Annotated in this window: 18 protein-coding genes; all 18 read right to left on the reverse strand. The window is 45.9% G+C overall.

The features are described from left to right. Positions 1-66 precede the first annotated feature (66 nt). Complete coding sequence (locus J2Z28_RS17620) at positions 67-1,164, reverse strand: sugar ABC transporter substrate-binding protein (protein WP_036672016.1); 1,098 nt, start codon at positions 1,162-1,164, stop codon at positions 67-69. A gap of 217 nt (positions 1,165-1,381) precedes the next feature. Further along, positions 1,382-2,860, reverse strand: coding sequence for a stage IV sporulation protein A (gene spoIVA, locus J2Z28_RS17625; RefSeq protein WP_017687692.1), 1,479 nt, complete (start codon positions 2,858-2,860; stop codon positions 1,382-1,384). Between the two features lie 454 nt (positions 2,861-3,314). Continuing rightward, positions 3,315-4,094, reverse strand: a complete 780-nt coding sequence (locus tag J2Z28_RS17630) for a hypothetical protein (protein WP_211083485.1) — start codon at positions 4,092-4,094, stop codon at positions 3,315-3,317. A 46-nt stretch (positions 4,095-4,140) separates the two neighbouring features. Continuing rightward, the gene (locus tag J2Z28_RS17635; protein ID WP_074095650.1) at positions 4,141-4,491 is read right to left on the reverse strand and encodes a 2Fe-2S iron-sulfur cluster-binding protein; all 351 of its coding nucleotides are present in this window, start codon (positions 4,489-4,491) and stop codon (positions 4,141-4,143) included. Positions 4,492-4,508: 17 nt separating this feature from the next. Then, positions 4,509-5,126, reverse strand: coding sequence for a hypothetical protein (locus J2Z28_RS17640; protein ID WP_211083486.1), 618 nt, complete (start codon positions 5,124-5,126; stop codon positions 4,509-4,511). A gap of 83 nt (positions 5,127-5,209) precedes the next feature. After that, positions 5,210-5,389, reverse strand: coding sequence for a DUF2768 family protein (locus tag J2Z28_RS17645; RefSeq protein WP_017687688.1), 180 nt, complete (start codon positions 5,387-5,389; stop codon positions 5,210-5,212). Positions 5,390-5,562: 173 nt separating this feature from the next. Continuing rightward, positions 5,563-5,838, reverse strand: coding sequence for a stage VI sporulation protein F (locus tag J2Z28_RS17650; protein WP_017687687.1), 276 nt, complete (start codon positions 5,836-5,838; stop codon positions 5,563-5,565). A gap of 103 nt (positions 5,839-5,941) precedes the next feature. Further along, positions 5,942-6,982, reverse strand: a complete 1,041-nt coding sequence (locus J2Z28_RS17655; RefSeq protein ID WP_211083487.1) for an NAD(P)H-dependent glycerol-3-phosphate dehydrogenase — start codon at positions 6,980-6,982, stop codon at positions 5,942-5,944. Beyond that, positions 6,975-7,598: a glycerol-3-phosphate 1-O-acyltransferase PlsY gene (gene plsY, locus J2Z28_RS17660; protein ID WP_211083488.1), complete on the reverse strand. Its 624-nt coding sequence runs from the start codon at positions 7,596-7,598 to the stop codon at positions 6,975-6,977. The genes J2Z28_RS17655 and plsY overlap by 8 nt, the downstream gene beginning before the upstream one ends. Before the next feature lie 11 nt (positions 7,599-7,609). Further along, on the reverse strand, positions 7,610-8,932 hold the full coding sequence (gene der, locus J2Z28_RS17665; protein WP_211083489.1) for a ribosome biogenesis GTPase Der: 1,323 nt from the start codon (positions 8,930-8,932) through the stop codon (positions 7,610-7,612). 185 nt (positions 8,933-9,117) lie between these two features. Beyond that, positions 9,118-10,332: a 30S ribosomal protein S1 gene (gene rpsA / locus J2Z28_RS17670; protein ID WP_036607712.1), complete on the reverse strand. Its 1,215-nt coding sequence runs from the start codon at positions 10,330-10,332 to the stop codon at positions 9,118-9,120. A gap of 142 nt (positions 10,333-10,474) precedes the next feature. After that, on the reverse strand, positions 10,475-11,062 hold the full coding sequence (locus J2Z28_RS17675) for a lysophospholipid acyltransferase family protein (protein WP_211083490.1): 588 nt from the start codon (positions 11,060-11,062) through the stop codon (positions 10,475-10,477). Beyond that, entirely contained in the window at positions 11,059-11,763 is a 705-nt protein-coding gene (gene cmk / locus J2Z28_RS17680; protein ID WP_211083491.1) for a (d)CMP kinase, read from the reverse strand. The genes J2Z28_RS17675 and cmk overlap by 4 nt, the downstream gene beginning before the upstream one ends. A gap of 103 nt (positions 11,764-11,866) precedes the next feature. After that, positions 11,867-12,091, reverse strand: coding sequence for a hypothetical protein (locus tag J2Z28_RS17685; protein ID WP_211083492.1), 225 nt, complete (start codon positions 12,089-12,091; stop codon positions 11,867-11,869). A 62-nt stretch (positions 12,092-12,153) separates the two neighbouring features. Then, complete coding sequence (locus J2Z28_RS17690) at positions 12,154-12,807, reverse strand: flagellar brake protein (RefSeq protein ID WP_017687679.1); 654 nt, start codon at positions 12,805-12,807, stop codon at positions 12,154-12,156. A 148-nt stretch (positions 12,808-12,955) separates the two neighbouring features. Continuing rightward, positions 12,956-14,302: a germination protein YpeB gene (ypeB, locus tag J2Z28_RS17695; RefSeq protein ID WP_211083493.1), complete on the reverse strand. Its 1,347-nt coding sequence runs from the start codon at positions 14,300-14,302 to the stop codon at positions 12,956-12,958. A 121-nt stretch (positions 14,303-14,423) separates the two neighbouring features. Further along, complete coding sequence (locus J2Z28_RS17700) at positions 14,424-14,594, reverse strand: hypothetical protein (RefSeq protein WP_167350887.1); 171 nt, start codon at positions 14,592-14,594, stop codon at positions 14,424-14,426. 114 nt (positions 14,595-14,708) lie between these two features. Beyond that, entirely contained in the window at positions 14,709-15,404 is a 696-nt protein-coding gene (gene prsW, locus J2Z28_RS17705) for a glutamic-type intramembrane protease PrsW (RefSeq protein ID WP_211083494.1), read from the reverse strand. Positions 15,405-15,422: the final 18 nt, after the last annotated feature.

Below are 15,422 nucleotides of genomic sequence, written 5' to 3' on the forward strand. Positions count from 1 at the left end.
TCCAGACTCGCACATCTTCATTATGGTGGAAAAAGCGCGCCTTGCGGCGCGCTTCCCATACGCTGCTTATTTAGCAGTAATTCCGTATTCGCTCATCCAGTCCTTGATTCCTTGTGTGCTACCACCCCAACCTTCAACGAACTCTGACAACTCCGAAGTGGAGATTTGTTTATCTGGCAGAGCTTCACGTTGAACATAGACCGGGTTAAGAACAACTGCATCTTCCGTCTCGTCCCCGTTCAGTTTCTGATAAGCATAACGCACTTGGACACGACCAATATCCGTTGGATCAACAGCAGCAGAAGCAACCCAAGGATTTTTCGGGTCCTGAATCATTTGCAGGTCCTCGTCACTCATATCGATACCATACACTTTGATCTCATCACGTCCAGCTTGTTGAATCGCACGTGCTGCACCTTTGGCGAACTCATCCCATGCAGTCCATACAGCTGTAATCTCACCTTTTGGATACTGCTTGAGAATAGCTTCCATTTTGGCTTGTGTATCCAGCGCCGGATTCTGTGCAGAACCGAATGTAGCTATTTCCTTGATGTCCGGATTTGCTTTCATGAATTCACCGTATGCAATCTGACGGCGTTCCATCGGTGCAAAACCAGCTACCCATACTTTGACAATATTGCCTTGTCCATTGATATCTTTTTTCATTTGCTCCAGTGTCAGTTCAGCCATCTTCTGGTCATCCTGCGACAGGACTGTAGCTCCTGGAACACTGATAGCTGCGTCAAACACGACCACTGGAATATTTTGTTCTACTGCCTTCTTCACGCCTGGCTCTAATAGGGAATCCCCGTGATCCGTGAGAATGGCATCGAACTTCTGGTTAATAGCGCTATCAAGCAAGGATACCATCTTTGCTTTGTCATTATCGGCAACAAACGTTGTCAGTTCTCCACCGAATTTTTCGATTTCTTCTTTTACACCTTGTACATATTGCTGCGAGAAAGTACCTGTATTAAACTCCATAATAAGTGCAATCCGTTTGCCGCTTAGAGGGCCTGTAACTGCTTCCGTTTTTGGTGTATCATCTGATGCACCCGAAGCCGGAGTGGCTGCCGGTTCTTTTTTGATCCCGCAAGCGGACAGCGCCAATGTAAATACTAATAACACACTCAACCATACCCATTTTGTCTCTTTTCTTTTCATCTCTGTATCCCCCTATCCACTCTCTGTGATCTCGATCACAATAGTTGAATATTAATATAACGGCTAATCCCTAGTATGTAAATGGGTTTTAGCAATTTAAAGCTAAAACTCGCTAAGTTTTTTCGAAAGTACTATTCTTCCTATCCATTTCATCCAAAATAAAGAAATCACGTAAAAAAGACCGCGAGGGGATGCCCCCTTACGGTCTTTTGATGTCTTACAGAATGATGGCGATCAAGCCGCCCGAACCTTCGTTAATGATTCTTCCCAGCGTCTCTTGCAATTTGTATCTTGCATTATCCGGCATCATGGCAATCTTGCCCTGGATACCTTCTCGTACGATGGAGTGCAGTGAACGACCAAACATGTCTGAATCCCATACCTTGATCGGGTCGTTCTCGAAGTCCTGCATCAGGTATCTCACCAGTTCCTCACTTTGTTTCTCCGTACCGATGATTGGAGCGAACTCCGATTCCACATCAACCCGGATCATGTGAATGGACGGTGCTGTTGCTTTCAGACGTACGCCAAATTTGGTGCCCTGACGAATGAGCTCAGGTTCATCCAGAGCCATCTCGGCAAGAGATGGAGCAGCAATGCCGTATCCGGTCGTTTTGACCATCTCCAGCGCTTCTGCGAAGCGGTCATATTCTCTCTTCGCATGCGAGAATTCCTGCATCAATTGCAGCAGATGATCCTTACCGCGAATCTCGATGCCAACCACTTCCACGAGAATCTGATCATACAGTTCATCCGGCGCGTACAGGTCAATTTCGGCTACACCCTGCCCCATATTCATGCCACTCAGGCCTGCGCGATCAATGAATTCATATTCCATGAACTGAGCCACAACCCGATCCACATCGCGAAGTCTGCGAATATCCTTAACGGTATCCCGTACAGAATTCTCGTAGTTGCTGCGCAGCCAGTGAGTCTCGTTGAGTACCATAACCCAGCTCGGCAAGTTCACATTCACTTCATGTACCGGGAACTCATACAGCACTTCACGAAGCACACCCGTCACATCATCTTCCGTCATCGTAGCTGCACTGAGTGTCATCACCGGAATGTCATATTTGGCTGCAAGTTCACTCCGCAATTGCAGAGCTTCTTCACTGCGAGGGCGAGTGGAGTTAATGACCAGGACGAATGGTTTTCCCACTTCTTTCAGTTCCGCAATAACCCGTTCTTCGGATTCCACATAGGAACTGCGGGCAATCTCTGCAATTGTACCGTCAGTTGTGACCACAACACCCAGTGTGGAGTGCTCCTGAATGACTTTACGAGTACCAATCTCGGCAGCTTCCTGGAACGGAATCGGCTCCTCGAACCAAGGCGTGGAGATCATGCGTGGACCATTCTCATCCTCGTATCCCTTGGCTCCTTCCACCGCGTAACCTACACAATCCACAAGGCGCACATTGACATCGAGTCCTTCTGCCACCTTAATCTGGACTGCGTTATTCGGTACAAATTTTGGCTCGGTTGTCATGATAGTTTTGCCTGCTGCACTTTGTGGAAGTTCATCCACTGCACGGGCACGATCAGCCTCGCTTGCGATGTTAGGCAATACGATCGTTTCCATGAATCGTTTAATAAATGTTGATTTTCCCGTCCGGACTGCGCCGACAACCCCGAGATAAATATCCCCTCCGGTCCGCTCAGCTATGTCCTTAAAAATGTCCACTTTCTCCAATGAAATCCCCTCCCTAAATTACTCCGAAGGAAAAATGCTAAAGAGCATCCGCTTCGTTTTTTCAATCAGAAGACTGAAATCCCTGCAACGGTAGAGCCGCCTTTGTGAGTGCCCGGAAGTCGTCCGCCGCCGAACGTTGCATTCTGATGAAACCGGCGAGAGCGGCGTTAACTCGTACATGCAATTGGACTAGTATCATCTTATGTATCCGTATGCGGCAATATGACGCGTATTTTTGTTTTTTTATCTTAAGGTGATGACATTAGGAGAATCCCCCGATCTCGGACTGCGCGTCTTTATTTCAATCTACTTTATGTGATCCGCGAAGCTTTTATGACGGTTATTGCTCATACTGACAAAAGAAAAAAGAGATATCCCTTATTTGGAATATCTCTTTTTGAACCATTAGAGCCATGGTGGTCATACAGCTAAATCATTTGAATGGCAACCATGCTTATTTTATGGGCTGGGCAACCGGCGCATTATTTTTCCAAGCGTAGAAAACGGATTTTACAGGTACGAAGTAGGAGTGTTCCACCAGCAAATCCCGAACATCTTCAGTCTCTGCTGGAGACACGTCAGACTTTTCCACTGCCTGCATGATGTCAAAAGCATAATCTACATAGACCTTGCCTTCGTCATCCATCATAAACGGTAAGACCTGACCTGAATATACACTATTCAGCGTAATGGAAGGAGTACCTGCCTGAGCAGCCTGCTCCATATCCACAGCATATAACCCCGGATACAGTTCTTCCCCGCTTGGTAGCTTATTGTTATGTACGGACTTATATTGATTAACCATTCGCTGTACATCATTTACTTTCTGTACGGTCAGAAGATCCATCACTTTAATGGTCGGATTCACTTCTTCGTCCTGAATAAGGAAGTAAGCGCTCCCACCACTTTCAAAAGCAGTCCCCGGTATTTCATCCAGATACCCCAGTTGTTTCAACTTGGGCAGATCCACTCTGAACTTTTCATATTTTGGCGTATCCATATTTGCATTGATGATTGGCAAAATCCCCTCATCTTGCTGGAATGCCTCGACCGCACTCTGGATACGGCTCACGCTTTCCCGATAGGCTATCTTAGGGTCCGAATTGCTCTGGGATGGATACATACAACCACTTGCTGTAAAAGCAAACAACAGGAATAACAGCAGACCGCCCGTTTGATGTTTCAGACGCTGCCGTCTGCTTCCTTCCACACATTTTGGCTTGTTCCTAATCATTCGTGTCCTCCTTGAATAACTCATTAGAGAATCAATGTCATAACGCTCAGAACCAGTCGTCTTCCTGTTGTTGACGTTCCAGTTGTTTCCGAATGGCTGCCTTCAGCGGGTCCTCTGGAACATGAACCGATAGAGATCCACACACCTTGGCCTGACAGGACAGTCGTGTACCTGCTTCCAACAGTGAACCCAGCTTGCGCTTTTCTGCATCTGTTGGTGGATACAGTTCCGCCCGATGTTCTTCATCCACATTCACTTTGCACATCAGGCAAGCCGCTTTGCCATCACATCGGGTCGTAATCTTGACTCCAGCACGTCGTGCTGCATGCAAAAGTGTTGCTCCTGGTTTGAGCGCTATTGATTTGTTCATAGGTAAAAAAGTAACTTTATAGTCCATCATTTTCCTCCCTCAACCTACTGGGGCCATGTAAAGCCAACAAGCTCTTCCACTTCGGCTCTGAAGCGGCTTGTCCATACATTCTGTTGACTTAAAAGCATCATTATAGGTTGATGTGCATCTGGCTGCTCGCGCATCTGTTTAGCAATGGGGACATAACGATCTTCACGACCTCGCAGCAGATTAAACAACAGCTCATGCGCAAGCGGCATCAGTCGCAGGCTATATGAACCCACTTGTGCTACTGGTGCATACGGAGCAAGTACATGTTCAATCTCGATACGGTACCAACTTTTGCGAGCCCATATTTCGAAACCACCCACCAGTTCCAGCGCACAATCACCCACCTGATAGTGGCTCAGCAGAGAAGCATACGGTCCTGTCTTGTCCACTGTAGGCTCGTCAAGCATTTCCCCCGGAGCGCTACGGTGAAGTTCTTTGGCAGCAGCAACATCCGCATAGATATCAATATCTCTCGGAGCCTGTTGCAACTCCACCCCTTGAAGCAGCAACCCACAACTTCCTCCAAGTAACCATGTCTGTGGCTGTGTGTTCCAGGCTTTGGCCGTTTCCAGCAAAGCCGCGTGTAATTCCGGATAACGCTCTGTCCGACCCTCCGTATCATGCGGCCCCATAGGCTCACACTCCCCTCATCCGTGTTCATTGTGTCAGTTCTTATGATGTGCTTATGCGGATGTTATCCTTCAGGCATGGGAAATCAGGTCAGAGAAGCGATTCCACCGAAAAAGCCAATCAGCATAATCAAAAATGCAATCAGAGAAAGAATCCCCCGTACAATACCTTTTGTTTTGGCACGAGCAAACGTAATTAGGAATACAGATAGTCCCATAATGAGGATGGCCACCAATGACAGCCACATCTTGTCCATTGCGCTCATAATCCAGCAGTCTCCCCTTCAGTCCGATATTCATCACTGACACTGTGACAATTGCAACCATTATAACACGAAATTCAGCTCAACTTTCCAAAAAAAAGACAAAAAAGCAAGCCGGCAGAAGCCGACTCGTCTTTTTGTCTTACTGGATCACCTGCACAAGCAGGTGTGATCTATTATTTTTTCATCATCATTTTCATTAACGATTCCATACTGCTCGGATTCAATCCGCTTTTCTTGACCGCACTCACAATATCCTTAACCGTATCCTCAGATACCGGAACTTTCGCCATGGCGGATACTTGTTTGATCAATTGGCGCAACTGAGCTTCATTCTGAATCGTCGTTGGTTTCACCGTGCTTGCCAATTTCTTAACGGCACCTTCTGTTATCGTTTTACCCGTTTTCTTGTTGATTGCATTCAGTGCATCTTTGGAAATGTTGTTACCCATTCGTCTCCCCTCCTCCGGCAATACTCATGTGTATAGTATGAGTCTGCTACAGAAAAGGTGAATAAGCTTCTTATTTCACAAGGTACGTTTAGGCTGATTACAATCAGGAATGCCACTGCTCCCAGGTTTCAAGCTTCATGACTTCCATTTCAGTCTTCGGGTCACGTCCCATCAAGGCTTCAACCGCATCACGCGGCTGTCTCTCCTGGAATAAAACGTGATATAACTGATCCGCAATTGGCATTTGTACACCGTATTTTTGGGAGATGAAATAGGCAGCTTGCGTAGTTCGAATGCCCTCTACCACCATGCCCATGGACTTCAGAACATCATCCAGCTTCTGTCCCTGGCCCAACATGGAACCTGCTCTCCAGTTCCGACTGTGCTGACTTGTAGCCGTTACAACCAGATCCCCGATTCCAGCAAGTCCCGAAAACGTTAGCGGATTTGCTCCCATCTCAACACCAATACGTGTGATCTCTGCCAAACCGCGTGTTAGCAAAGCGGCTTTGGCATTATCACCAAATTGAAGACCATCCGACATACCTGCACCAAGAGCAATGATATTTTTGAATGCACCTGCAAGCTCAACACCGATCATATCCCGATTCGTGTAAACCCGGAAATAAGCATTCATAAACAGAGCTTGGGCAGACTCGGCAGATGCCTTATCCAGTGAAGCTACAACCACTGTCGTTGGACAACGCTTCACCACTTCTTCCGCATGGCTTGGGCCAGAAAGAACAACCACGCGTCCTTCTTCACATTCAAGCTCTTCTGAAATGACTGTGGACATCCGTTTGAGGCTTTCTGTCTCAAAACCTTTGGTTGCATGAATGACTAACATCTCAGGCTTGTAATAAGCCTTAAGCTGGTTCGTAACTGCACGCATGGCTGATGAAGGCGCAACAATTAACACAGCTATAGCGCCTTCCACCGCAGCTTCCATATCAGTTGTTGCTTGAATCCGTGTTGATAGCTCCGCATCCGGAAGATAGCGAGTATTGGTGTGCTTGTTATTGATTTCGTTTGCTTGGTCTTCACCACGTGTCCACATCATCACGTCCAACTGATTGGCGGCAAGTACACTAGCCAGAGCTGTCCCCCAGCTTCCAGCGACCAGAACAGCAACTTTTTTAGACAACTCGTTTACCCCCTCCAGGGTTTTTCGATCCCAATTTATTTTCCTGTCCTTTGGCGAGCTTCGCAATATTGGTACGATGTCTCCAGAACGCAAACAGACAAATAATCAGACTCCCCCAGAAGATATTCATTGAATATCCGGGTAATACCATGATAAAGATGGGTGTAAATGCTACAAAAATCAGAGACCCCAATGAAACATAGCGTGTCAATACAATAGACAGAATGGCGATCACCCCAGCACATAACGCAGGTAGGAAAGCAAGACTCACCAGAACACCAATGGCTGTGGCAATACCTTTTCCTCCACGAAAATGGAAGTAAAGCGGCCAGTTATGTCCTGCAATGGCTGCTATTCCACTGAGTGCAGGAATCCAGGAAGAACCGTCACTCAGCCAGATTCCAATCCATACAGCTGCAACACCCTTAAGTACATCAAGTAACAGAACAGCAATTGCCGGTCCTTTACCCAAAATACGCAATGTATTGGTAGCTCCCGCGTTTCCGCTTCCGTGCTGACGAATATCGATCCCCCGTATCGCTTTGGCAAGGAGGACACTAAAGCTGACCGAACCGAGCAGATAACTCAGTACAATCGCTGCGATTTGTAAAATCACACACTTCTCCCCTAACTTTCGTCGGACTTCTTCCGAGTAAATATGCGAATTGGTGTTCCTTCGAAATCAAACGCTGCACGGATTTTATTCTCCAGGTAGCGCTCATATGAGAAGTGCATCAATTCCGGATCGTTCACAAAAACAACCATGGTCGGCGGCTTAACGGCAACCTGAGTCACATAGTTAATTCTCATTCTCCGTCCTTTATCCGTTGGCGGAGGGTTAATAGCTACTGCATCCGATACCACATCGTTAAGTAGATGTGTTTGTACACGTAACGAGTGTTGATCTGCTACCCTTTTCACAACCGGCAACAATTTTTGTAAGCGTTGTTTTGTGAGGGCTGACAAGAATACGACCGGAGCATAAATCATAAACAGGAAGTGATCCCGAATTTTTCTCTCAAACTCTTTCATCGTCTTGTCATGCTTCTCTACCACGTCCCATTTGTTCACAACAAACAATGACGCTTTACCAGCTTCGAATGCATATCCTGCAATATGCTTGTCCTGTTCAATAATGCCTTCTTCACCATTAATGACAATCAGAACAACATCTGCACGCTCAATCGCACGCATCGCACGCATTACACTGTATTTCTCAGTTGTTTCATATACTTTACCACGCTTACGCATACCTGCTGTATCAATCAGCACGTAACGTTGGCCGTCTTTTTCAAAAGGTGTATCAATCGCATCCCGGGTCGTTCCAGCCACGTCACTTACAATGACACGCTCTTCACCCAGAATAGCGTTCACCAGTGAAGATTTACCTACATTAGGACGTCCGATCAGAGCTACACGAATGACATCTTCATCGTAAGTCTCTTCCTCAAGTTCTGGCAACTTCTCCACAATTGCATCAAGCAAGTCACCTACACCTGTACCGTGACTTCCGGATACGCCGATGGGATCACCGAAACCAAATCCATAAAACTCATAAATGAGCTCACTTCGTCCGATATTATCCACTTTGTTAACGGCTACAACAATAGGCTTGCCTGAGCGGTAGAGCATCTCTGCTACCTCTTCATCCGATTGCGTAATACCTGCTTTTGCATCACACATGAATACAATAACATCCGCTTCTTCAATAGCGAGCTCTGCTTGCATCCGAATCGATTTTAAGATTACATCTTCACCATCAATTTCGATACCACCTGTATCAATGATACTAAATGGTTTACCGTTCCATTCACCGATTCCATATATGCGGTCACGGGTAATGCCCGGCTTGTCTTCCACAATGGCCAGTCTGTCGCCGATGATCCGATTGAAAATGGTGGATTTACCCACGTTCGGTCGTCCGACAATTGCCACAACGGGTCTTGCCATACATTCCACTCCTCCTGTCCATACTTACGATACTCATCATAGCAAAAAAGATATGTCTTGGCTAACGTTTCATGCCAAATTACTCGCAATAAAAACAATCGGCGAACCCGCCTTGGGCTCGCCGATCTTGCTTTTGTTATTCAGCAAAATATGCAGTATATAACTTAGAACCATGCATTGTTAACTTATTTGAATTTGCTGAGTTTGTCTCCAAACAGTTCGCCAAGCGTAGTGCTCATACCTTGATTGTTCAAGGAAACGTTTGGATTGTTGATTTCTTCACGCGGAGCGTTGTTTCTTGAAGGTCTTTCTGATTTTTGTGGTTGAGCTGGAGCTTCTTCTGTTTCTTTGATGCTCAAGCTTACACGTTGCTCAGAAGGGTTCATGTCCAAGATTTTAACTTGAACTTCTTGTCCTTCTTTCAGCACTTCATGAGGAGTGCCGATGTGTTTGTGGGAGATTTGCGAGATATGCACAAGTCCCTCAACACCAGGAGCGATTTCAACAAATGCACCGAAGTCTACCAGACGTTTTACAACACCTGTTACGATATCGCTGGAATTGAATTTTTCGCTTGCTGTTTCCCAAGGACCTGGTTGAACAGCTTTCATGCTCAGGCTGATTTTGCCTTTTTCAGGGTCAACTTTCAGCACTTTCACACTAACTTTATCACCTTCAGACAGTACGTCGGATGGTTTTTCAACGTGTGTCCAAGCCAGCTCGGATACGTGAACCAAACCGTCAACTCCGCCCACATCAACGAATGCACCGAATTGAGTCAAACGTTGTACTGTACCTTCGATCACTTGACCTTCTTGCAAACCAGCCATTACTGTAGCTTTGTTTGCTTCGAATTCTTGCTCCAGTACGTCTTTTTGGGAAAGGATCACTTTGTTGTTCTCACGGTCGATCTCTTTCACTTTAACACGCAGTGTGCGTCCTTTGTAGTCGCTGAAATCTTCAACGAAATGGCGTTCAACCATGGAAGCCGGGATAAATCCACGTACGCCCACGTCTGCTACCAGACCGCCTTTAACAACATCACCTACAACAACTTCGAATACGTCTTGGTCTTCAAAATGCTTTTGCAATTGATCCCATGCGTTTTCGCTGTCGATTGCACGTTTGGACAGAACGAGTTTTTCTTTCTCGTCGTCGATGCTAAGAACTTTAGCTTCAACTTCTTGTCCAACTTCTACTGCGTCAGACGCGCTGTCAACATGTAATGAAGACAGTTCACGAATTGGAATGACACCGTCATATTTATATCCAATGCTCACATAGGCTTGGTTATCTTCCAATTTGACGATGGTTCCTTTTACGGTATCTCCTTTTTTCAAGGAAACGAATTGATCCAACTCATCTTGGGTTGCTTCTTGATTTTTCATTTCTTCCGACATGTCAAATACCCTCCTCAATTCAAAAACCCCATTATATTCAAACCTGCCTGTAGCAGAGTTCAAAACACTTTCATCACTGAGTGCTCAAGCTTTAGTCTCCCTCAAAAATATGGAAACATGCACTCAGCTACCGACGATGCCATTACTTGCTTGGCACGCCCGTTTGCACCATTTCGTTAATCTTGGACATAATCTTTTCAGTCGCCTTCTCCAGAGCTTCTCCAGATGGGTCTTCCTTGAACTCGTCCAAACTTACTGGTGCTCCATATACAACTTTCATCTTACGAAAAACTTTGTAGTTACCGATAATAGCAGTAGGAATAACTGTAGCGCCACTGCGGAGAGCAAAACTCGCTGCCCCTTTTTTGCCGATACCTCCATCATTGTGACGGCTTCCCGAGGGGAAAATTCCAAGCACTTGACCATCACGCAAAATATTGAGTGAGGTTTTGATGGATTCCTTGCTGACACCTCCACGTTTAACGGGGAAAGCGCCCACGGCTTTAATAATTCGGCCGAGTACCGGAATTTCAAACAATTCGCTTTTGGCCATGAAACGCACCTGACGGTGAATTTTGATACCAACGGTTGGAGGATCGAAGTTACTAATATGATTGGAACATAAAAGTACGCCGCCTTCTTTCGGAATATTCTCCCGTCCAACGGCCTCCAAGCGGAAAAGAATGGTATAAATGATCCGCAGTAATGTGCTGCAAAATGTGTAAATCATAGACCGATCTCTCCTCTGACCATTGTGCAATAAGATACGATTTTGTCAACCACTTCATGAATGTTCATCTCCGTTGTATCAAGGACGATAGCATCCTCAGCACAACGCAATGGGGAAATTTCCCGACTCTCATCCAATCTGTCACGGGTGGCAATGTCTCGCTCCAGCTGTTGCAACGTCAGTCCTTCAGAGGGGTCCAGTTCTTTGAAGCGGCGAAGCGCACGCTCTTCCACACTGGCAGTCATGAAGATTTTCACTTCCGCATCGGGCAGTACTGTCGTTCCGATATCGCGTCCATCCATGACGACGCCCTTGCGCAAAGCCATTTGCCGCTGAGTATCCACTAATTGCGTACGCAGCCCCTCGATTTGCGCATATCGGGACACGATTCCCGTCACTTCACGGGAGCGGATTTCCGAGGTTACTTCTTCCCCATTACAGAACACTTTCTGTCCGTCGGGATCCGGTTGTAAATCAATGACCAGCTTTTGGGCTTCCTGAAGTACCTGTGTCACATCTTCCGGTGTAATACCTTTCCGAAGCATATACAAGGTTACCGCACGGTACATTGCGCCTGTGTCGACGTATACATACGCGAGCGCCTCTGCAACCAATCGGGCCACCGTGCTTTTCCCGGCACCGGCAGGTCCGTCAATTGCAACGTTCATTTTCCCGTTCTCTGATGTGTTCTGGCTTGCCAACGGGGCATTCCTCCTCAAACGATAAACCTCAATAAAAAAACAGGCATTGCCTGCATCGTGAGAATTATACCACACTCTACACATGGATGCAAAAACAGACAAATCAACAACATTTGTAATCATTCATCGTTTGCCCTTCAATTGGCGTTCCTTCCAGGCGGTCAATGGTGGTCAAATTCTTTTTGAAGCCTGGTACCAACAGCAGCAATTGATATACTACAAGCAGGATTAGAAGGACTGTAATCAGAATCGCAACCTTTCGTTCCATTCGCTTGGAGAAAACATAATAAAGTCGTTCATATCTGCGGGTTGCATGACGACGATTCAAGGCAACACCTCCGTTTTTTCATTACGGTACCCGCAGCTGCCTCTCTTTATGCCATAACATTCCTACTTCGTGCGATAGTCAAGTTGCCGTTCAAAACAAAACTTGATAATTTTTTGGCGCTCCGAATCTGAAATCTGCACAAATTTCAGCATGCATAGCTGTCTGCCGGTTTCCAGGGTTTTGATCCGCACAACTTCAGCTTCAAAATTCACATGTTCAATGGTTGAATTCCGATAGGGAACCAGCAACCAGCATTTCAGTTTTTGACCTTCAGCTATTGAAAAACCTGTTTCGCCGTAGATGGACAATCCACCGCCACCAATATCTTCAGTCAATCCGACGGCACGGGTCAGGTCTTCACTCTGGATGGCCAATTCGAGGTTTGCATGAACACGAAGAAAGCTGCGCCGTTGTATTTTGGATATATCGCTCGGAAGCGGTTTGCGGATACGGACAAGACGGACCACATCTTCCTCAAATCCCGTGACATAGGTATTAAAATAATGCCGGACCCCATCCTCCGTAATATATGAAATGGACAATTCCTCTCCGAAAAAGAGCCTTTTCAGACGGCTGCTTCCTTGTTGCATCGGGACCTCAATCAGAAAACTGCTGTCATCCATATCTGCAATGCGTGATTTGTACTCTTTGTGTTCCTCTTTTTCATCTGCAGAAGCAATCTGGATGTATAAAATTTCATTTATTTTCGGAAACAAGCTGTTCACCGCCACTTTATGTATTTATCTTCGTATGTACAAGGACTATTATACCATGACCTTTCTCACATTGAACAAGAAAAAAACAGACCACATCGTGGTCTGCCGCAGTTATTCGCTCAACTTCAAATTCAAATTATCCATCTTTTTATGAGGTTGCATTGACCGGTTTGATCTCTTCAACCGCTTCTTCTATTCCTGTATTCGCATTAATGTATATCCGGTAACGAGAACCGTTAATTTTCCCTCCGAATTCATAACACAATACTTCTTTGCTGTAATCATTCTCAATCAGGGATTTGCGAACATAATTTTCTTCAAACTCCGAATTAAGCTTTTTCCTCGCCTGTTGCTCCGTAAGAGTTGCTTTCGGAATTTTACGCTTGTCATTATGTTCGTAGACAAAGTCACTCGCCTGGAAGCCGGTTACTTCGCCTGTATCCAAACCTACACGGACTGACATTTTCTCAGGATAGATCAAGGCGTCCCCTTGCTTACGCACATAAGTAAGGTTACCCAGATTACCATATTCATCGTAGTTTACAGCCTTCATATCCTTATAACCTTTGTTCATTAGAAATTGATCTGCTTTAGCCATGGCATTCTGACGAGACACTTTTTTGGTTCCGATTGGACGCGTATCACTGTAAGAGATCAGCATTCCGCCATTACGGGTGAAATCCATCATCAGTTTGCCATTGTTGGCATGATCAATCGTGGCAGTGTAGGACTCCCAGTCTGTTCCTTTGCCGTTCTCTTGCACTTGGATTTTGCTACGATCCGCATCAGAGAATTTTGCAGCCTTGCTCTGAATCTGTTCTTTGGTCACCGGCAAGCCGTCCAGTTTCTTGACTGATCGTTTTGCATAGATATTGGATACGGAAGGACCCCAATCAAGCTCCGGGTATTCCTGTACCTTTTTGTTCACTGTACGAAAACCATCAACAATCGTGTTGTCCATGGTTTGCTCTTGTGTTGCCATGGCAGTCTCTGCATCCATCCAGCGCAATCGGTCCGTCAGCACTTTCTGCTGCACATCCTGCAGATTCTTGGTAATCTCGGATGAATTCTGATACAGCTTTTTCAGGTTGCCCATTTCCTTCTCACTTAGCGGTTCGTTCGTCAAGTCACGCATCGACGCCCGATAGGCAAAGTTGGAGATACGTGAGAGAAACTCCTCTGTCTCGTTAAATGGCAGCATGGTGAGTGGCAGTTGGTTGATCTCATTCTGCGCTTCACTGGTGAGTCGCCATACATTCATCAGACCTTTGCGATGCATCCCCTGTGATGTAGAGTGAACCGCCAAGGTGTTACCAATCTCCGAATGCAATTTGTCCATATGAAAAGATAAATCGTGAAAGGCACGCTGATATTGGTTCTCTGCCTTGATCAGAATTGCATTCTTCTCCTGATTCTCCTGATAGCCCCACACGAGCGCGCCGACCAGCAGAACCGCAAATATCGGAAACATAACTGAACTTAATCGTTTATACATCGGTAGAGTCTCCTTTCTTCTAAACCACTACCTCTATTGTGGATCGAAGAAAGATCTCTTATGCATGCGATTTCCAGTCCTTACACAAGCAGGCTGCTAAAGTACTGTTTGGGTCCTCCTTTTAATTCAGCTGGACCCCAGTTGCCATGCCCTCTTCTTCAATTTCGAACTGGTCTCTGTTATCACAGAGGCACTGCTTGAATCCCGTCTCAATCCGGCCCCGTTCTTTCTTGCCTCGTAATGTAAATCGTTCACCGCATTGTTTGCATCTGATTTTAATTTTAATTCTCATCACAACGATCTCCGTTTCTGTTGGTCATTCCCCGGGAATTTATCTGTAAAAATAAAAACACACCGGAGCCATAGGCGCAATATGCGCTTTATGTCCACCAGTGTGTCCGTATTTTTATAATTTAACCTCTTCCTCCCGCTTCACAAAACGAAAAGGAGAACGGTTATTAGCTCGTGTGATTTTACCCATTGCCCCATACCACAGGCCCGCCATTAGCGGCGCTATAAACCACAACCAATGATTCACCATGGTGTTCATGATGACATCGTACAATGCATGCCAGAAAAAAGGTAACACCAGAGAAAGAACGATATACCACCGCTTTTTCTTACCACCGATAAACTTGGCTTTGCCCATATAATAACCCATGATTACCGCAAACATAGCGTGCCCTGAAACAGGGAGCAGTGCCCGAAGGAACATGGCTGAGACGGATGCATTCCCCGCAAAGGCATACAACACATTCTCAACAGTGGCAAATCCAAGTGAAACAGCGACTGCATATAAGATCCCGTCATACGGCTCATCAAATTCGGTGTGATTATAGATGATATGATAAAGTACGAACCATTTAACGAATTCCTCCACACCACCTGAGATCATAATGGCCTCAAGATAAGGATTATCCCCGAGCCACATCATCATGCCACGCTGAATAATCATCACAGGCAGTACCATCAGAATCCCCATGAGGAAAACCCGCAATACCATATGAAGTGGCTCATAATCATAACGGTCTTTCAGGTAAAAGTATGTTAACAAGGCGAGACCCGGAGCAACTGCTGCCGCTAAGACCGAAAACAAAAGCACCGAAATTCCCTCCTCTGA

This window comes from Paenibacillus xylanexedens, from assembly GCF_017874615.1.
Classification (GTDB): domain Bacteria; phylum Bacillota; class Bacilli; order Paenibacillales; family Paenibacillaceae; genus Paenibacillus; species Paenibacillus xylanexedens.